Source organism: Nocardiopsis sp. NPDC057823 (genome assembly GCF_042797335.1).
In the GTDB taxonomy this organism is placed as follows: Bacteria; Actinomycetota; Actinomycetes; order Streptosporangiales; family Streptosporangiaceae; genus Nocardiopsis; species Nocardiopsis changdeensis.
Genome location: NZ_JBHVLR010000001.1, coordinates 270,154 through 288,454, shown reverse-complemented (window position 1 = coordinate 288,454; position 18,301 = coordinate 270,154). Strand labels below are relative to the sequence as shown.

Here is an 18,301-nt window from a genome sequence, read left to right as displayed (position 1 = left end):
AGAATTCACACACGGGCATCCGGGTTTACTGTCGACACAGAAGGCCTCGGAACGCCCACCCCGAACCCCTGTTCCCAGCGGAATGGGCTCGGTATACTGGGCGGTCGCTCGCGCCAAAGCCGCTACAGGGAGGCGATGTGGTCGCCGATCACGCAGAGAACTTCCAGGTCACCCGGGATTTCCTGGCGAATTCCAGCGGTGGTCCGACCGTGCTGCGCATTCTTCTCGGAACGCAGCTCCGCAAGCTGCGCCAGGAGAAGGGGATTTCCCGGGAGGACGCCGGATACGCCATCCGCGCCTCCCACGCCAAGATCAGCCGCATGGAGCTGGGCCAGGTCAGCTTCAAGCACCGCGACGTGGAGGACCTGCTCAAGCTGTACGGCGTGACCCACGCCGGCGAGCGCGAGGCCCTGCTCGGCCTCATCACCAGCGCCAACGCCCAGGGCTGGTGGCACAAGTACAGTGACGTGCTGCCGAACTGGTTCGGCGTCTACGTGGGCCTGGAGGAGGCCGCCTCCGTCATCCGGACCTTCGAGGTGCAGTTCGTCCCCGGTCTGCTCCAGAGCGAGGGCTACGCCCGCTCGGTGATCCGGCTGTCGCGTACCGCCACCTCCGAGGAGGACATCGACAGTCGCGTGCAGATGCGCATGCACAGACAGCGCAGATTCACCGAGGACGAGGGCCCCCGCCTGTGGGCGGTCATCGACGAGGCCGTGCTGCACCGGCCCTTCGGCGACGCCGCCGTGATGCGCGGGCAGATCGAGCACCTCATCGAGATGTCCCGTCGGCCCAACATCACCGTCCAGGTCGCGACCTTCGCCATGGGCGGGCACCCGGCGGCCGGGGGGCCGTTCAGCATCCTGCGCTTCCCCACTCCGCAGCTGCCCGACGTGGTCTACCTGGAGCAGTTGGGCAGCTCCCTGTACTTCGACAAGTTCGAGGACACCAGCCTCTACGCCCAGACGATGGACCACCTGGCCACCCAGGCGCCGCAGCCCTCGGCCACCGAGGGGATCCTGCGCTCGTTCCTGGAACGCTACAGCGACTGAGCCCCGGGGAACCCGCCTCCCGAACCGTCCCCGCGACCGCGCCGCCCCACCCCGCAACAGCCACCCCACAGCCGCCCACGACCCCCGCGGGGCCTCCCGCGACACACATCCCCCGGCCCCTTCCCAACGCCCGGTACCGCTCCGCGTCCGGGCGTTCGCCGTGCGCGCACACCTGTGCGGCCCGGCTGACCGGCTTCGGCCACGACTGGGAAACGATCGGGGGTCCGCGGAACCTCTCCCCGGAGCCCCCACGTTAGCGGTGACATGCGCGTCCTCACCCTGGGATCTTGCATATGTGCTTACCGACGTAATCACGTATGCACGTGCATAAGCTACTCTCTGGGTGCGCACCGGGGACGGAACGGCACATTGGGGAAGATCTCTCCTCAGAAACCCCGACCGGTCCGGTGACTCCGGCACGAGCGCCCCCGACGTGTCGGCGGCAGCGCGTGGACACCCGCTCACACGTCCCCCGAAGTTCCAGGAGGTCGAGATGTCGCCCATCTACAACGGCGTTCCGGCAAGCCGTCTGCCCAAGGTCGAGTGGACCAAGAGCAGCTGGAGCAATCCGGATGGGAACTGCGTCGAGGTGGCGACCCTGCCCGGCGGGGAGTTCGCGGTCCGCAATTCGCGCGACCCCCAGGGGCCGGTGCTGGTCTACACCCACGCCGAGCTGGAGGCCTTCGTCCGCGGCGCCAAGACCGGCGACTTCGACGCCCTGCTGGGCCAGGCGGGCTGCCGGGTCTGACCCCGGCGCGCGCAGGTCCGCGGCACCGACGGGCACCGTCGCCCGCGGACCCCACAGAACCCCCTTGGAGAAGCCGTCCGCGCCGATGGCCACCGCGCCGGACCCCGGCCGCGCGGTGACCGCCTTCCGTCCACGGTGCGGACGCACGAGGAGCCCGGTACCCCTCGACGGGTACCGGGCTCCTCCGTACCTGCACGGCCGCCGGGGCCGGAGGCGGTGGAGGCGCGGGCGGGGCCCCGTGTTCAATGCCCTGCGCGGGCGCGGACGGGCCCCGCCGGGGCCCCTACAGGCGGGTGGGGTCCACGCCGCCGTCGCCCGCGGCCATCGGGGGCGTCTCCCACGGGAAGTGGGTGGCGCCCAGGGCGGGCTTGAGGTCGAACAGCCAGGCGGCCTTCTCGTCGTACTTGGCGAAGAACGGCCTGCCCACCAGCTCGGGGTCGCGCGCCTGGATGAAGTGCAGCGCGAACACCTTCTCGCCGGCGATCTCGGTGACGCCGTCCACGCACACCTTGCCCGGGGTCGCCGACATGGACGGACCGCGGACGGTGCGGGCCAGCCCGGACACGTTCTTGTAGGCGCCGCGGAAGATCTCGTAGGCCTCCGCCAGCGGCACCGCGAAGTAGTCCTGCGGGCCGGTGTCGCGCTCGACGAACATGTAGTAGGGGACCATCCCGTGGCGCAGGTGGGTGCGCCACATGCTCTCCCACACGGCCGGGTCGTCGTTGATCGTGCGGATCAGCGGAGCCTGGGTGCGGATGACCGCCCCGGTCGAGCGGATGCGCCGCACGGCCTCCTGGACGATCTCCGGCCGCATCTCGGCCGGGTGCGAGAAGTGCGCCATGAACGCCAGGTTCTTGCCCGAGGCGACGACCTTCTCGAAGAGCCGGAGCGTGTCGTCGGCGTCCGGGTCGGTGACGAAGCGCTGCGGCCAGTAGGCCAGCGCCTTCGTGCCGATCCGGATGGCCTCCAGGTGCTCGATCTCCAGCAGCGGCTCGATGTACTTGGAGATCACTCCCTCGCCCATGATCATCGGGTCGCCGCCCGTGAACAGGACGCTGGTGACCTCCGGGTGCGAGCGCACGTAGTCGACCAGCTGGTCGATCTCGCTGGAGGCGAACTTCAGGTCGGCGTCGCCGACGAACTGGGCCCAGCGGAAGCAGTACGTGCAGTACGCGTGACAGGTCTGCCCCTGCTTGGGGAAGAAGAGCACGGTCTCCTGGTACTTGTGCTGGATGCCCGGGATGGGCTCTTCGTTCACCTTGGGAACGTTGAGGTCCATCTGCCCGGCCGGGTGCGGGTTGAGCCGCGCGCGGACGGCGTTGGCCGCCTCGTTGAGCTCCTTGCGGGGCGCCCCGGCCTTGATCAGGTCGGCGATCCGCGCCACGTCGCTCTGCGGCAGCATGTCCGCCTGCGGGAACACCAGCCGGTAGATCGGGTCGTTCGGCGCGGCGTCCCAGTCGATCAGCTCGTCCAGGACGTAGCTGTTGACACGGAAGGGCAGGACGGTCGCCACCGCCTGCACCGCGAGCCGCTCATCGGCGGCGAGGCCGGCTCGCGCTGTGAGCTCGTCGATGTGCTTCGTCGTGTAGGCACGAAACCGACGTCCGGTGGACGGGGACAGTGCCGCCTCTGGCGTAACGCTCACGCCTCTCCTCTCCTGGATGCGATTCAGGGCCGCCCGCGCGGGGTCGTGAGGGCAGCCCTGATCCGGGGGTTCCGGTGTGCGGGCACCCGGGGAACCTCCGGAAACGGAATTCGTGTTCGGTTGTCACATGCACCCGGAGCGTCATGAACACCCGGGCCAGCGAGCGGATATACCCCTACTTGGGGCTTTGTACCCAGATGGAGCAAAATACAGCCCTGACCTGGACATACGGGAAGTATCCTCGCATGAGTGGATGAATGTCCCGAACCGCAGGGCTTCCCACTCCACCCGGTACGGTGTTTGCACACCACCCGCGCACCCGTCGGCGTGTGCCCGCATCGGCGCGGGGACCTGCACCGACGGCGTGCCTCCACCGATTCACCTCACCGTGAAGGACGCCACGTGACCGGCACCTCCGACGCGGACGCGCCCGTCGCACTCCGCCGCACCTCGCCGCCGATCATCGCCGTCGACGCGATGGGCGGCGACAACGCCCCCGGGGCGGTCGTCGAGGGCGCCGTCCTGGCCGTACGCGAGCTGGGCCTGCGGGTCGTCCTCGTGGGCCGCCGCACCGAGATCGCCGGCCTCCTCGCCGAGCACGACGCCCTGCGCGACATCCCGGTCGTGCACGCCGAGGACAGCCTCGCCATGCACGAGGGCGCGCTGGCCAGCTGGCGGCGCCCCCGCTCCAGCGCCGCCGTCGCCTGCCGCCTGATCCGGCGCGGGGACGCCGACGCGCTGGTCTCGGCCGGCTCCACCGGCGGCGTCGTGGCCACCTCCACCGTGCGCCTGCGGACCCAGCACGGGGTGCTGCGGCCCGCCCTGGCGGTCACCCTGCCCACCGGCGAGACGCCGACGATCATGGTGGACGCGGGGGCCAACGCCGACGCCAAGCCGGAGATGCTGGTGCAGTTCGCGCACCTGGGGTGCGCCTACGCCCAGACGGCGTTCAGGGTGCAGCGGCCCCGGGTGGGGCTGCTCACCATCGGCTCCGAGCCCGGCAAGGGCAACAGGCTGGTCCGCCGCACCGCCGAGCTGCTGGCGGCCGCCGCCGAGGACTCCACGGTCATGGACTACCGCGGCAACATCGAGGGCCACGACCTGCTCGCCCGCAAGGTCGACGTGATCGTCACCGACGGGCACACCGGGAACGTGGCGCTCAAGGCCGTGGAGGGGACCGCCGCGTTCGCCATGGACGCCGTCCGCACCGCGCTGACCTCGTCGGTGGCGGCCAAGGCCGGGGCCATGCTCCAGCGCAAGGCCCTGCGCGGGCTGCGCGAGCGCCTGGACAGCGAGACCTACGGCGGCGCCGCGCTGCTGGGGCTCAACGGCACCGTGGTGATCGCCCACGGCGACAGCCGGGCCCGGGGCATCGCCCACGCCTGCCGCCTCGCCCACGACCTGGCCGCCGGGGACATCGGCGAGCACGTCCGCCGCCGTCTGCACACCCGCCCGGCCGGGTGGCTGCACCGCCTGGCCCAGTCCGAGGGCCCCGCCGAAGGGCGCTGAGGGGCGGCGGGGCGGGCGGAAAAGCGCCGAGAACACCCCCGCGGGCTCGGTACGCTTGGGGCATGGCCGACCCGCAGGAAGTACTCTCGCGACGGGTCCAGTCCGCCCTCGGGGCCGCCTTCGGCCCCGAGTACGCCGACACCGACCCCGTCATCCGCCCGTCACAGTTCGCCGACTACCAGGCGAACGCCGCGCTCGCACTCGCCAAGCGCCTGGGCCGAAAGCCGCGCGAGGTGTCCGCGGCGATCATGGAACACCTCGACGTCGCCGACGTCTGCTCGGCCGTGGAGGTCAGCGGGCCCGGCTTCATCAACCTGACCCTGCGCGACGACTGGATCTCCGGGCGGACCCGCGAGCTGCTCGACGACGAGCGCCTGGGCGTGCCCGTGCAGGAGCGGCGCAACATCCCGCTCGACTACTCCGCGCCCAACGTGGCCAAGGAGATGCACGTCGGCCACCTGCGCACCACCGTGGTCGGCGACTCGCTGGCGCGGACCCTGGAGCTGCTGGGCCACAACGTCATCCGGCAGAACCACATCGGCGACTGGGGCACCCCTTTCGGCATGCTCATCGAGCACCTGCTGGAGGTCGGCGAGGACTCGCCCGAGGCGGACCTGCTCACCACCGACCCCAACGCCTTCTACCAGGCGGCGCGCACCAAGTTCGACTCCTCGGGCCCCGGGCCGGAGGAGTTCGCGGCCCGCGCCCGGCGCCGGGTGGTCGCCCTCCAGGGCGGCGACGAGGAGACGCTGCGCCTGTGGCGCGAGCTGGTGGGCCTGTCCAAGGTGTACTTCAACAAGGTGTACGCCAAGCTGGGCGTCACCCTCACCGACGACGACCTCGCCGGCGAGAGCACCTACAACGACATGCTCGCCGCCGTGTGCGACGAGCTGGAGGCCAAGGGGATCGCCGAGATCAGCGACGGCGCCCTGTGCGTCTTCCTGGACGGCTTCACCGGCCGCGAGGGCAAGCCGGTCCCGCTGATCGTCCGCAAGAGCGACGGCGGCTACGGCTACGCCACCACCGACCTGGCCACCGTCCGGCACCGGGTGGAGGACCTCAAGGCCGACCGCATCCTGTACGTGGTGGGCGCCCCGCAGGCGATGCACTTCAAGATGGTGTGGGCGGCCGCGCGCGAGGCGGGCTGGCTGCCGGACTCCGTCGAGACCACCCACGTCCAGATCGGCAACGTACTGGGCTCGGACGGGAAGATCCTGCGGACCCGCAGCGGTGCCCCGGTGCGGCTGATGGCCCTGCTGGACGAGGCGATCGACCGGGCCGCCGCGGTGGTCCGGGAGAACCGGCCCGACCTGCCCGCCGAGGAGCAGGCCGAGATCGCCCGCCAGGTGGGCATCGGCGCGGTCAAGTACGCGGACCTGTCGGTGGCGCACGACACCGAGTACACCTTCGACTTCGACCGCATGCTGGCGCTGACCGGCAACACCGGTCCGTACCTGCAGTACGCGCAGGCCCGGATCCGCTCGATCTTCCGCAAGGGCGGGCTGTCGCCGGAGCAGGCGCGGGCGGACATCACCGTCGGCCACGCCGCCGAGCGGGCGCTGGCGCTGAAGCTGCTGGAGTTCGGCCCGGTGGTGGCGCAGGTCGGCGACCTGCTCCAGCCGCACCGGCTGTCGACCTACCTGTTCGAGCTGGCCCAGTCGCTGACGGCGTTCTACGAGCACTGCCCGGTGCTGGCCGCCGGCACCGAGGCCGAGCGCGAGTCGCGGCTGACGCTGATCGCGGTGGCGCTGCGCGTGCTGGTCCAGGGCCTGGACCTGCTCGGCGTGGAGGCGCCCGAGCACATGTAGGGCGCGGCACCCGCAGGTGCCCCGAGGGCACCGGAAAGGGCCGGAACGCGGTGGCGCGTTCCGGCCCTTCGCCGTGTGCCGGATCCCGGCCGGCAGGGGCCGGGTCCCGGAACGGTCATCGTCCGAGAGAACTCTCATAGCGGACGAATTCCCTTGCATCCCAGGCTTCTCCGCTTCCCGGGACGGAGCGAGTCCCATCTCTCGCCTTTCCCCGCGTCCGAAACCCGGGTCCGGGTGGTACACCGGACCTAGGCTGAACGGACAAAAGACCTTTTACGGACAAAAGGGAGAAGTAGGTATGGAATCCACTCCGGTCGGCCCGGCGCCGGGTCTCTGGCACCTGGACCCCCTGCACTCCAGCCTCATCTTCGTCGCCCACTACCTGCGCTTCGGCCGGGTCCAGGGCACGTTCGGCCGTGCGCGGGGCCGGGTTCTGGTCGCCGAGGACCCCGGCGCCTCGAAGGTCGAAGTGGTCATGGACGCCTCCAGCATCAACACCGGCGTCGGCGCCCGCGACGCGCACCTGCGCTCCGCCGACTTCCTGGACGTGGAGAACCACCCGGAGCTGCGGTTCGCCTCCACCGGCGTGGAGCCCGGCGGCCGCGGCCGCAACGCCTTCCGCCTGCACGGCGACCTCACCGTGCACGGCACGGCCGCCCCCGTCACCCTGGACGCCCAGTGGGTGGGCGAAGCCCCCGACTACGCGTTCCCCGACGATGTGTACGGCCACTTCTTCTCCGCCACCACCCGCATCCGCCTGTCCGACCACGGCGTGGGCGACGGCGGCGAGGTGCCCTGGGGCGGCCGCCTGGTCGGGGACGAGGTCGACATCGTCCTGGAGGTGCGGCTCCAGGACCAGGACCCCGCGCCGTTCCTGGCGCAGATCGGCCACGAGTCCTAGGAGACTCCCGACGAGGGGGCACCGAACCGGCGCCGGGGGCGTCTGAGCGACCGAACGCCCCAACGACCCCTCGAAGGACACGATGACCGACAGGATCGTCACCCTGACCTACGGCGCCGAGGCGTACGCCTACGCCTTCACCGAGCGCGCGGCCGAGAGCGGTGCACCCGTCCGGCACACCGCCCGGTTCTCCACACGGGACGGGGCCACCGGCCACGCCGTCTCCCCGGCGCTGGACCGCGTCGCCTACGCCGCCGGCGGGGAACTGGTGTGCGCCGACCGCGACGGCACCGAGCTCTGGCGGTACCCCCTCAGGACCGGCGACCAGGACGGCACGTACCTGTCCGGCGGGCCCTCGTGCGCCTTCTCGCCCGATGGGCGGACCCTCTGGCTCTACCGGCAGGGCCCGATGGTCCCGGTCCCCCGGGGCGAGTCGCCCGAGATGGACCGCAGGCTCGACCGCAACCCGCACCTCAAGCGCGGCACCGACCGGCTCCTGGCCCTCGACGCGGCCGACGGCACCGTTCTGGCCGAGGCCGTGCTGGGGAGTTCGGGGCACGGGGCCCTCGTCCGGCCCCACCCGGACGGGGAGCACGTCCTGGTGGGCGTGATGGAGGGCCAGGACGGGGGCCGCAACTTCCGCGCCCGCCTGGAGGACGGGGGGCTCGACCTCCACACGTACGGGACGTACGGCTACCTGGACGACCTGTCACCGAGCGGCCGGGTGTTCCTGGTCGGCGACGAATCGGGGATCACCCTCCACTCCTTCCCGGACGGGGAGGAGCTGGGCGGCTTCGGGCTGGACGCCTTCGACCACGACGGGGACGACTTCGAGACGCTCTTCCTCGGCATGCACCTGGCGGCCTTCCTCGACGAGGACCGCGTCGTCGTCTCCGTCCACGGCGAGCGCGCCGTGCCGGAGCCGGAGGAGGACGATGAGGACGAGGACGACGAGGACGACGAGGACGACGGCCAGGACCTGGACTTCCGCGAGAACCACGTCGTGGAGGCGGCCACCGGGCGGGTGCTGGGCCCGCTCCCCGGGCAGTCCCGGCACCACGAGCGCCTGGTCGTGATCGGGGACGGCTCCTGGCTGAGCATCGACGGCGCCGAGCGGCCGCGCCGCCACACCCTCTGAGGACGCGCGGCGGGGGCGGCACCGGCCGGTGCCGCCCCCGCCGTCCGCCGGATCAGCCCCTGAGCAGGGCCTCGACCTCCGCGCGGGTCGGCATCGAGGAGCTGGCGCCGTGCCGCTGGACCGACAGCGCGGCCGCGGCGGCGGCGAACCGCATGGCCTCGGCCGGTTCGGCGCCCTCCGCCCGGGCCACCGCGAAGGAGCCGCAGAACGTGTCGCCGGCCGCGGTGGTGTCCACGGCCTCGACCTTCAGGGCCGGGACGTGCACCGGCTCGGCGCCGCGCGCCCCGTACAGGGAGCCCTCGCCGCCCAGCGTGACGAGCACCTCCGGGACCCGCTCCAGCAGCGCCGCGAGCGCCTCGCGGGGGTCGGTGCGCCCGGTGATCGCGGCCGCCTCGTGCTCGTTGGGGACGAGCACGTCCACCGACTCCAGCAGCTCGTCGGGCAGCTCCCGCGCCGGGGCCGGGGTGAGGTGCACCCGAACGCCCTGTTCGCGGCCGGTGCGCGCGGCCGCCACGACCGCCTCCATCGGCAGCTCCAGCTGGAGCAGGAGGGCGTCGGCCCCGCCGATGAGCTCCCGGTCGCCGGGCACGGTGCCGGTGACCTCGCCGTTGGCACCGGGCACGACGATGATCGAGTTCCCGCCGCGGCCGTCCACGACGATGTGGGCGATGCCCGAGGGGCCCGGAACGGTGCGCAGGCCGGTGGTGTCGATGCCGGAGGCGACCAGGTTGCCCCGTAGCTCGGCGCCGAAGGCGTCGTCGCCCACCGCGCCCAGGAACACGGTGTCGGCGCCGGCACGGGCGGCGGAGACCGCCTGGTTGGCGCCCTTGCCGCCGGGCACCTGCCGGAAGGCCGTACCGGTGACGGTCTCACCGGTGGCCGGAGCGGTGCCCACGTAGGCCACCAGGTCCATGTTGACGCTGCCGAAGACGGCGATGCGCGGGCCGCTCACGCCCCGTCCTCCTTCTTCTTGTCGCGGGGCAGGCCCTCTTCCCCGTCCAGGCCGACGATGACGGGCGCGTGGTCGGAGGCGCCCTTGCCCTTGCGCTCCTCACGGTCGACGCTCGCACCGCTCACGCGGGCGCGCAGCGCCGGGGAGGCCAGCACGAAGTCGATGCGCATGCCGCGCCGCTTGGGGAAGGCCAGTCCCTTGTAGTCCCAGTAGGTGTAGACGCCGGGGCCGGGGGTGTACGCGCGGGCGACGTCCTCGAAGCCCGCCTTGCCCAGGGCCCGGAAGGCCTCCCGCTCGGGCTCGGTCACGTGGGTGAGGCCGTCGAAGGCGGCCACGTCCCACACGTCGTCGTCCTGGGGGGCGATGTTGAAGTCGCCGACGTAGGCGATCTGCGCGTCGGGGTCGGCGGCCAGGGCGGCCGTGCCCGCCTCGCGCAGGGCCTCCAGCCAGCGCAGCTTGTAGGCGTAGTGGGGGTGGTCGATCTCGCGGCCGTTGGGCACGTACAGGCTCCACACCCGGACGCCGCCGCAGGTGGCGCCGATGGCGCGGGCCTCGGCCTCCTCCGGGTCGCCGTAGCCGGGCTGGCCGGGGAAGCCGACCTGCACCTCCTCCAGGCCGACCCGGGAGGCGATCGCGACGCCGTTCCACTGGGAGATCCCGTGGTGGGCGACCTCGTAGCCGCGGTCGGTGAAGACGGCGGCGGGGAACTGGTCGCCCCTGGCCTTGGTCTCCTGGATGGCGAGGACGTCAACGTCGCTCCGGTCGAGCCAGGCCCCGATCCGTTCGACCCGGGCCCGGGCACTGTTCACATTCCAAGTCGCGATACGCACAGCGCCAGCCTAGGGCTTCGCGGCGACAGCGGAGAAGGAAGCGGGGGCGGTGGGCCCGAAAGGCGGGCCGGCCGGAGGCCGGGAGGGCCCGGGCGGCCGTTGACCGGGGGCGGTGGGAGCGGACGGGCGGGAAGGGAAACCCGGCCGCAGGCCGTCGATTGAGGGTGGTGGAGGGAGACGGGCAGGGAGAAAAGCCCGGCCGCAGGCCGTCCTTTGAGGGTGGTGGAGGGTGACGGGCAAGGAGGGGAAGTCGGCCGCAGGCCGTCCTTTGAGGGTGGTGGAGGGTGACGGGCGGGCCCGGTGCGGCCGTCCTCCGCACCGGGCCCAGGACGGGACTCCCAGCACATGCCCGGTTGTTTCCGTCGCGCCCCGTAGGACGGCCGAGCGGGCTCCGAGGTTCGCATTTCGCCCAAGGTTTTTGCCCGGCCGCCGCGCCCCGGCACCGGGTCCGGTCCGCCGTGCGTCGGCGCGCCCGCCTCCGGGTAGTGCTGTGATACAGGCCACACCCAGACCCCTTCCAGGACGAGGTGACGACCATGTCCGCGGCCGATCCCGAAGCCCGAGCGCAGACCCCCGACCCCACCGCACCCGAGATCGACGAGCGCCGCGCCAGAGCGGTGGCCGAGCAGGCCCGCGAGGGCGCCTCGGACCTGCCCGGCTTCGCCAAGGAGCTGTACCTGGGCCGCCTGCGCCTGGACCTGATCCACCCGATGCCCGTCCCCGACCGGGAGGACGACGAGCGCGGCGACGCCTTCCTGGCCCGGCTGCGCGACTTCTGCGAGGGGATCGACGCCCAGCGCATCGAACGCGAGGAGCGCATCCCCGACGAGGTCGTGGCCGGACTGCGCGAGCTGGGCGCGCTGGGCATGAAGATCCCCGTCGAGTACGGCGGCCTGGGGCTGAGCCAGGTGCACTACAACCGCGCCCTCACCCTGGTCGGCTCGGTGTCCCCGGCGATCGGCGCCCTGCTGTCCGCCCACCAGTCGATCGGCGTGCCCCAGCCGGTGTCCATGTTCGGCACCCCGGCCCAGAAACGGGAGTTCCTGCCGCGCTGCGCCCGCGACGCCATCAGCGCTTTCCTGCTCACCGAGCCCGACGTGGGCAGCGACCCCGCCCGGCTGCGGACCACCGCCGTGCCCACCGAGGACGGGACCGGCTACCGGATCGACGGGGTGAAGCTGTGGACCACCAACGGCGTCGTCGCCGACCTGCTGGTGGTCATGGCGCGGGTGCCGGAGGGGCCCGGGCACCGGGGCGGCATCACCGCGTTCGTGGTCGAGGGGGACTCCCCCGGGATCACCGTGGAGCGGCGCAACCGGTTCATGGGCCTGCGCGGGCTGGAGAACGGCGTCACCCGGCTGCACGACGTGCGGGTGCCGGCCGCCAACCGGATCGGCGAGGAAGGGCAGGGGCTGCGCATCGCCCTGTCCACACTCAACACGGGCCGGCTGTCCCTGCCCGCCCTGTGCGTGGGGGCCGGCAAGTGGGCGGTCGGGATCGCGCGCGAGTGGTCGCGCGAACGGGTCCAGTGGGGGCGGCCGGTCGGCCGGCACGAGGAGATCGCCAAGAAGATCTCCTACATCGCCGCCACCACCTACGCCATGGAGGCCATGCTCGACCTGGCGAGCAGGATGGCCGACGAGAAGCGCAAGGACATCCGCATCGAGGCGGCCATCGCCAAGCTGTGGGCGTCCGAGCACGCCTACCGGATCGCCGACGAACTGGTCCAGATCCGCGGCGGGCGCGGGTTCGAGACCGCCGAGTCGCTGGCCGCCCGCGGCGAGCGGGGGATCCCGGCCGAGCAGCTGCTGCGGGACCTGCGCATCAACCGGATCTTCGAGGGCAGCACGGAGATCATGCACCTGCTCATCGCCCGCGAGGCGGTGGACGCCCACCTGGCGGTGGCCGGGGACATCATCGACCCGGACGCGGACCGCGCGGCCAAGGCGCGGGCGCTGACCAGGGCGACCGGGTTCTACGTGGCCTGGCTGCCGACGCTGGCCGTGGGCCGGGGCCAGCTGCCGTCGGCGTACGTGGAGTTCGGACCGCTGGCCGGGCACCTGCGGTACGTGGAGCGCGCCGCCCGCAGGCTGGCGCGGTCGACGTTCTACGGGATGACGCGCTGGCAGGGGAGGATGGAGGTCAAGCAGGGGTTCCTGGGCCGGGTGGTGGACATCGGCGCGGAACTGTTCGCGATGAGCGCGGCGGTGGTGCGGGCCCGGCACGACGCCGACACCCGGCCCGAGCGCGGCACGACGCCGCTGGAGCTCGCCGACGCCTTCTGCCGCCAGTCGCGGCTGCGGGTCGAGGCGCTGTTCGAGGGGCTGTGGTCCAACACCGACGACATCGACGGCAAGGTGGCCCGCCGGGTCATGGACGACTCCTACACCTGGCTGGAGGAGGGCGTGCTCGACCCGTCGCTGCCCGGACCGCTGATCGCCCCGGCCGGGCCGGGACCCTCCCGGGAGAAGGACCTGCACCGGCGGATGGGCTGAGGCGCGGATTGTCGGCGGCGGGGGCTACCGTGTTCGGCATGCCCGAACCGCACCCCCGCCGCGACGCGGAACTGTCCCTGTCCCAGGCCCGCCGGATCGCGATCGCCGCCCAGGGGCTGGCAGGCCCCCGGCCCGCGGGCACCCCGAACCTGGGCCACCTGGGCCGGGTGGTGGGCCGCCTGGGGATCATCCAGATCGACAGCGTGAACGTGCTGGCCCGCAGCCAGTACCTGCCGGTGTTCGCCCGGCTGGGCGGCTACGACACCGCGCTGCTGGACCGGGCGGCCACCACCGCGGCCAAGGCGAGCCCGGCCCGCCTGGTCGAGTGCTGGGCGCACGAGGCGAGCCTGGTCCCCCCGGCCACCCGGCAGCTCATGCGGTACCGCATGGAGCGCAACCGGGCCCGGGCCGACGTGGGCTGGATGAACAACATCCATCTGGAGAAGCCGCAACTGATCAAGGCGGTGCACGAGGAGGTCGCGCGGATCGGCCCGGCCACCGCCCGCGAGGTGGAGGCCGCCCTCGCCCACGACGTGCCGCGCGCCAAGGACCACTGGGGCTGGAACTGGTCGGAGGTGAAGAAGTGCCTGGAGTACCTGTTCTGGGTCGGTGACCTCACCTCCAACGGCCGCAACTCCCAGTTCGAGCGCCGCTACGACCTGCCCGAGCGGGTGCTGCCGCCCGAGGTGCACGCCGCGCCCCTGGCGGACGACGCGGACGTCCACCGGCAGCTGGTGGCCATCGCCGCCCGCGCGCACGGGATCGCCACCGAGCCCTGCCTGCGCGACTACTTCCGGCTCAAGAGCGCGGAGTCGCGCCCGGCCGTCGCCGACCTGGTGGAGTCCGGCGAGCTGGTCCCGGTCCGGGTCCGGGGCTGGGACCGCACCGCCTACCTGCACCGGGACGCCCGGGTGCCGCGCAGGGTGGAGGCGCGGGCGCTGCTGAGCCCGTTCGACTCCCTGGTGTGGACCCGCGACCGGGCCGAGGAGCTGTTCGGCTTCCGGTACCGCATCGAGATCTACACCCCGGCCGCCAAGCGGGTGCACGGCTACTACGTGCTGCCGTTCCTGCTCGGCGAGGACCTGGTGGCCCGCGTCGACCTCAAGGCCGACCGCGCCTCGGGCACCCTGCTCGCCCAGCGGATCACGCTGGAGGACGGCGCCCCGGACGACACCCTGCCGCAGCTGGTGGAGCACCTGGCCGAGATGGCCGCCTGGCTCGGCCTCCCCAACGGCCCCGGCGGCCCGGCCCTGGCCCGCCGCTGAAACGGGAGGGCCGCGCGGCCCCGGAGGGGCGGCGCGGCCCGGAGGCGCGGGTCAGACGCGTTCGATGATGGTGACGTTGGCCTGGCCGCCGCCCTCGCACATGGTCTGGAGGCCGTAGCGGCCGCCGGTGCGGTGCAGCTCGTTGACGAGCTTGGTCATGAGGACGGCGCCGGTGGCGCCCAGCGGGTGGCCCAGGGCGATGGCACCGCCGTTGGGGTTGACCTTGGCCGGGTCGGCGCCCAGCTCCTCGATCCAGGACAGCGGGACCGGGGCGAAGGCCTCGTTGATCTCGGTGACGTCGATGTCGTCGATGCCCAGGCCCGCCTTCTCCAGGGCGATCCGCGTGGCCGGGATCGGGGCGGTGAGCATGTAGACCGGGTCGTCGCCGACCAGGGAGAGCTGGACGATGCGGGCCAGCGGGGTGAGCCCGTGCTGCGCCACGGCGCGCTCGGAGGCGATGAGCACGGCGCCGGCGCCCACGGAGATCTGGCTGGCCACGGCGGCGGTGAGCTCCCAGCCCTCGCGCAGCGGCTTCAGGCCGGCCATCTTCTCCAGGGTGGTGTCGGGGCGCACGCCCTCGTCCCGGGTGACGCCCGCCAGCGGGGCGGTCTGGGCGTCGAAGTAGCCCTCGTCCAGGGCCTTGGCGGCGCGCCGGTGGCTCTCCAGGGCGTACTCCTCCAGCTGCTCGCGCTTGAAGCCCCACTTCTCGCACATGAGCTGGGCGCCGCGGAACTGCGAGATCTCCTGGAGGCCGTAGCGCTCGACCCAGCCGTCGCCGTACAGGCCCAGGCCGTTGTCGATGGCGTACTGGACGTTGGAGCCCATGGGGACCATGCCCATGTTCTCGACGCCGGAGGCGACGACCAGGTCCTGGGTGCCGGACATGACGCCCTGGGCGGCGAAGTGGACGGCCTGCTGGGAGGAGCCGCACTGGCGGTCGATGGTGACGCCGGGGACGCTCTCGGGCAGCCCGGCGGACAGCCAGGAGGTGCGGGCCAGGTCCAGGGCCTGCGGGCCGACCTGGCTCACACAGCCCATGATGACGTCCTCGACCGCGGACGGGTCGACGCCCGTGCGCTCGACGAGCTCCTTGAGCACGTGAGCGCCGAGGTCGGCGGGGTGGACGGCGGCCAGCGCGCCCTTCCTCGTACCGACGGGGGTGCGGACGGCGCCGACGATGTATGCCTCGGCCACGGGTCCTCCAAGGGCCTGGGTGACGTTTCCTGTGAACCGAACTGTATTCGGTTTTGTGGATCCGGCAAGACCCCGGCCCCCCTTCACCGCCCGTTTCCCCTTCTGTTCACCCCGGTGTGCTGCCCTGGGACGGACGAGAGGAGACGCCGATGAGCGGGGTCGCCATGGCCCTCGGCGCGGTCGCGGGCACGGTGCTGTTCTTCCTCACCTTCGCCTCCGGGCGCCGCGCCCTGGCCTGGGCCGCGGGCGGCGGCGCGCTCGCCGCAGGGGTCTGGGCCGCCCGCCTTCTGGGGCAGGCGCCGCTGTGGGCCCTGCTGCTCACGGCGGCCGTCCCCGTGCTCCTGTGGAGCTGGCTCCACCTGGCCTCCCGCTGGGCGGACGCCGACGAGGAGGCCGCCCGCTACTACCCCGAGCTCACCGCCCCCGGCACCGACGGCGACTAGGGCGTGTTCGGCGGATCATTCCGGGTCGCGGCCGCGAGGCCGCCTCTCGCCGCGCCGCCCGCGCTCGGACGGCCGAACCCGGACTGACCCGCGCCGGCCGTCCTGCGAGAGATCGCCACGCGGCCGCTCCCGGCATTCGACGCGAGCGCCGGAACGCTCGAAGGCATCCACCGGACACGCCCTAGGACAGGCGGTCCTCGCGGACCACGCGGCCCGCGTCGCCCTCGTCGCCGAGCGTCTCGGCGGTCATCCGCTCCAGCGCGGCCACCACCTCCGGGTGCCGCTCCGCGTCGTAGTCGTCGAGCAGGGAGCGCAGCGCCTCCCGCTGGGCCTCGAAGACGCGGCGGGCGGCCGCCTCCCCCTCGGGGCTCAGCTCCCAGGACTCGCCCTCCCCGGCGAGGTGGCCCGCCTCCAGCAGCTCCCGGTGGACCGCCTCCCAGCGGTCGTCGGGCAGGTGGGACATCTCCACCAGCTCGGACACCCGCAGCGGCCCGGTGACCGCCAGGTGGCTCAGCGTCCAGCAGGCGCGGGGCGAGATCTCCAGCCCCGCGGCGCCGCGCAGCCGGGTGTACATCTCCCGCGCCCCCTCGTGGCCGCAGGCCCGGTAGATCTCCCGCTCGACGGCCTCCAGGGCGGTGCGCCCGCCCGAGGCCACCGGCGGGATGGACTCCCCCAGGTCGGCGGACTGCGACCCGACCGTGGTGCGCAACGGCACCTCGGGCAGGAACACGGCGAGCACCAGCCCGACCAGCGCCACCGGCACCGCCCACAGGAACACGACGTCGATGGCGTCGGCGTAGGCCTGGAGGAACATGGCCTGCGTCTGCGCGGGCAGCGCGTCCAGGGCCCGCGGGTCGCTCTCCAGGGCGGCCGGGTCCACGCCCGCGGGCAGCGTCATCTCCCCGGCGCGGGCCGCCAGGTTCGCGGCCAGCTGCCCGGAGAAGACCGCGCCGAACACCGCCGTGCCGAACGATCCGCCGATGGACCGGAAGAACGTGGCGGCCGAGGTGGCCGCGCCCAGGTCGGCGTAGTCGGCGCCGTTCTGCACGACCACCACCACGACCTGCATGACCAGCCCCAGGCCCACCCCCAGGACGAAGAACGAGCCCCACATCTGCCACTCGGACGTGTCCGGCCCCAGCCGCGACAGCAGGAACAGCCCCACCGAGGTCACCGCCATCCCGGCGATGGGGTAGGGCTTGTACCGGCCGGTGCGGGTGACCAGCCGCCCGGAGGTGATCGAGGTCAGGAACAGCCCGACCACCATCGGCAGCAGGAACAGCCCCGAGGCGGTGGGCGACTGGCCGTGCACGACCTGGAGGAACAGCGGCAGGAACGCCATCGAGCCCATCATCGCGAACCCGACGCACAGGCCGATGCCCATGGCGATCACCACGACGGGGTTGCGGAACAGCCCCAGCGGCATCACCGGCTCGGCCGCGCGGCGGGCCGACAGCCACCAGCCGAACCCGAGCGCGACGCCGGCCAAGGCCAGCACGACGATCTGCGGCGACGCCCAGTCGTAGACGGCGCCGCCCCAGGAGGCGACCAGGGTGAGGCACACGGCGGTGGCGGCCAGCAGCACGATCCCGGCGTAGTCGATGGTCCGCCTGCCGGCGGGCCGGGTGGCGGGGAGCACCGCCAGGACGGCGGCGAACGCCAGCACGCCCAGCGGCAGGTTGACGTAGAACACCCACCGCCAGGACAGGTGGTCGACGAACAGCCCGCCCAGCAGCGGCCCGGCCACGCTGGAGACGCCGAAGACCGCCCCGAACCACCCCTGGTAGCGGCCGCGCTCGCGCGGGGAGACGACGTCGCCCACGATCGCCATGGACAGCACCATCAGCCCGCCGCCGCCGATGCCCTGGAGGCCGCGGAAGAGGATCAGCTGGAGCATGTCCTGGGCCAGGCCGCACAGCGCCGACCCGGCCAGGAACACGGCGATGCACACCAGGAACAGCGTCTTGCGGCCGAACTGGTCGCCGAGCTTGCCCCACAGCGGGGTGCTGGCGGTGACCGCGAGCAGGTAGGAGGTGATCACCCAGGACAGGTGGTTGAGGCCGCCCAGGTCGGAGACGATGGTCGGCAGCGCCGTGGACACGATCGTCTGGTCGAGCGCGGACAGCAGCACCGTGAGCATGAGCGCGGCCATGATCACCGCGATCCGTCCGCCCCGGTGCTCGCGCCGTTCCCTGCGGGTCTGGGCCATCGGCTCCGCCTTCCGTGTGCCGGTGCGGCCACCCTAGGAAGGGACGCAGGGCGCGAAAGGCGCGAAACACCCGGGAGGACGGGAACTTTGCCGCCGCTTGGACCCCCCTCTTCTA

Annotated in this window: 14 protein-coding genes; 9 read left to right on the top strand and 5 right to left on the bottom strand. The window is 72.8% G+C overall.

Annotation, left to right across the window (positions count from 1 at the left end):
* Nucleotides 1–137 precede the first annotated feature (137 nt).
* Both ACFVNO_RS01355 and ACFVNO_RS01350 read left to right on the top strand, forming a co-directional pair.
* Nucleotides 138–1,049, top strand: coding sequence for a helix-turn-helix transcriptional regulator (locus ACFVNO_RS01355; protein ID WP_355263686.1), 912 nt, complete (start codon nt 138–140; stop codon nt 1,047–1,049).
* A gap of 493 nt (nt 1,050–1,542) precedes the next feature.
* The gene (locus ACFVNO_RS01350) at nt 1,543–1,797 is read left to right on the top strand and encodes a DUF397 domain-containing protein (RefSeq protein ID WP_220564755.1); all 255 of its coding nucleotides are present in this window, start codon (nt 1,543–1,545) and stop codon (nt 1,795–1,797) included.
* Between the two features lie 283 nt (nt 1,798–2,080).
* On the opposite strand, the gene ACFVNO_RS01345 is transcribed toward ACFVNO_RS01350, so the two are convergent.
* Nucleotides 2,081–3,319 carry a KamA family radical SAM protein gene (locus tag ACFVNO_RS01345; RefSeq protein WP_378889175.1) on the bottom strand — a complete coding sequence of 413 codons (1,239 nt, stop codon included), beginning with the start codon at nt 3,317–3,319 and terminating at the stop codon, nt 2,081–2,083.
* A 525-nt stretch (nt 3,320–3,844) separates the two neighbouring features.
* Between ACFVNO_RS01345 and plsX the strand changes: the two genes are divergently transcribed.
* The 4 genes from plsX to ACFVNO_RS01325 all read left to right on the top strand — a co-directional run bounded on the left by plsX (nt 3,845) and on the right by ACFVNO_RS01325 (nt 8,798).
* Nucleotides 3,845–4,951 carry a phosphate acyltransferase PlsX gene (gene plsX, locus ACFVNO_RS01340; RefSeq protein WP_355263692.1) on the top strand — a complete coding sequence of 369 codons (1,107 nt, stop codon included), beginning with the start codon at nt 3,845–3,847 and terminating at the stop codon, nt 4,949–4,951.
* A 62-nt stretch (nt 4,952–5,013) separates the two neighbouring features.
* A complete protein-coding gene (argS, locus tag ACFVNO_RS01335) occupies nt 5,014–6,759 on the top strand; it encodes an arginine--tRNA ligase (RefSeq protein WP_378888330.1) in 1,746 nt (581 codons plus the stop codon).
* Between the two features lie 298 nt (nt 6,760–7,057).
* Nucleotides 7,058–7,660: a YceI family protein gene (locus tag ACFVNO_RS01330; protein WP_220564752.1), complete on the top strand. Its 603-nt coding sequence runs from the start codon at nt 7,058–7,060 to the stop codon at nt 7,658–7,660.
* 82 nt (nt 7,661–7,742) lie between these two features.
* The gene (locus ACFVNO_RS01325; protein ID WP_378888327.1) at nt 7,743–8,798 is read left to right on the top strand and encodes a hypothetical protein; all 1,056 of its coding nucleotides are present in this window, start codon (nt 7,743–7,745) and stop codon (nt 8,796–8,798) included.
* A gap of 52 nt (nt 8,799–8,850) precedes the next feature.
* Here the strand turns inward: ACFVNO_RS01325 and rbsK are convergent, their stop codons facing one another.
* Both rbsK and ACFVNO_RS01315 read right to left on the bottom strand, forming a co-directional pair.
* Complete coding sequence (gene rbsK, locus ACFVNO_RS01320) at nt 8,851–9,750, bottom strand: ribokinase (RefSeq protein ID WP_378888325.1); 900 nt, start codon at nt 9,748–9,750, stop codon at nt 8,851–8,853.
* Nucleotides 9,747–10,580, bottom strand: coding sequence for an exodeoxyribonuclease III (locus ACFVNO_RS01315; protein WP_378888322.1), 834 nt, complete (start codon nt 10,578–10,580; stop codon nt 9,747–9,749). The genes rbsK and ACFVNO_RS01315 overlap by 4 nt, the downstream gene beginning before the upstream one ends.
* A gap of 536 nt (nt 10,581–11,116) precedes the next feature.
* Here ACFVNO_RS01315 and ACFVNO_RS01310 point away from each other — a divergent pair.
* Together ACFVNO_RS01310 and ACFVNO_RS01305 are read left to right on the top strand one after the other, a co-directional pair.
* Complete coding sequence (locus ACFVNO_RS01310; protein WP_378888319.1) at nt 11,117–13,075, top strand: acyl-CoA dehydrogenase family protein; 1,959 nt, start codon at nt 11,117–11,119, stop codon at nt 13,073–13,075.
* Between the two features lie 38 nt (nt 13,076–13,113).
* The gene (locus ACFVNO_RS01305; RefSeq protein ID WP_378888316.1) at nt 13,114–14,340 is read left to right on the top strand and encodes a winged helix-turn-helix domain-containing protein; all 1,227 of its coding nucleotides are present in this window, start codon (nt 13,114–13,116) and stop codon (nt 14,338–14,340) included.
* Between the two features lie 51 nt (nt 14,341–14,391).
* On the opposite strand, the gene ACFVNO_RS01300 is transcribed toward ACFVNO_RS01305, so the two are convergent.
* Nucleotides 14,392–15,534 (bottom strand): acetyl-CoA C-acetyltransferase, encoded by a 1,143-nt coding sequence (locus ACFVNO_RS01300; RefSeq protein WP_355263711.1) that lies wholly within the window; start codon nt 15,532–15,534, stop codon nt 14,392–14,394.
* Between the two features lie 149 nt (nt 15,535–15,683).
* On the opposite strand from ACFVNO_RS01300, the gene ACFVNO_RS01295 reads away from it, so the two are divergent.
* Nucleotides 15,684–15,977: a hypothetical protein gene (locus ACFVNO_RS01295; RefSeq protein ID WP_355263714.1), complete on the top strand. Its 294-nt coding sequence runs from the start codon at nt 15,684–15,686 to the stop codon at nt 15,975–15,977.
* A gap of 181 nt (nt 15,978–16,158) precedes the next feature.
* Here ACFVNO_RS01295 and ACFVNO_RS01290 read toward each other — a convergent pair whose 3' ends face one another.
* Nucleotides 16,159–18,186, bottom strand: coding sequence for a DHA2 family efflux MFS transporter permease subunit (locus tag ACFVNO_RS01290; protein ID WP_378888312.1), 2,028 nt, complete (start codon nt 18,184–18,186; stop codon nt 16,159–16,161).
* Nucleotides 18,187–18,301: the final 115 nt, after the last annotated feature.

Bases quoted from the DNA above. Each gene is read 5' to 3' on its own strand.
- ACFVNO_RS01350 (WP_220564755.1), top strand. From the start codon at position 1,543: ATGTCGCCCATCTACAACGGCGTTCCGGCAAGCCGTCTGCCCAAGGTC.
- argS (WP_378888330.1), top strand. From the start codon at position 5,014: ATGGCCGACCCGCAGGAAGTACTCTCGCGACGGGTCCAGTCCGCCCTC.
- ACFVNO_RS01330 (WP_220564752.1), top strand. From the start codon at position 7,058: ATGGAATCCACTCCGGTCGGCCCGGCGCCGGGTCTCTGGCACCTGGAC.
- ACFVNO_RS01325 (WP_378888327.1), top strand. From the start codon at position 7,743: ATGACCGACAGGATCGTCACCCTGACCTACGGCGCCGAGGCGTACGCC.
- ACFVNO_RS01310 (WP_378888319.1), top strand. From the start codon at position 11,117: ATGTCCGCGGCCGATCCCGAAGCCCGAGCGCAGACCCCCGACCCCACC.
- ACFVNO_RS01305 (WP_378888316.1), top strand. From the start codon at position 13,114: ATGCCCGAACCGCACCCCCGCCGCGACGCGGAACTGTCCCTGTCCCAG.
- ACFVNO_RS01295 (WP_355263714.1), top strand. From the start codon at position 15,684: ATGAGCGGGGTCGCCATGGCCCTCGGCGCGGTCGCGGGCACGGTGCTG.
- ACFVNO_RS01290 (WP_378888312.1), bottom strand. From the start codon at position 18,186: ATGGCCCAGACCCGCAGGGAACGGCGCGAGCACCGGGGCGGACGGATC.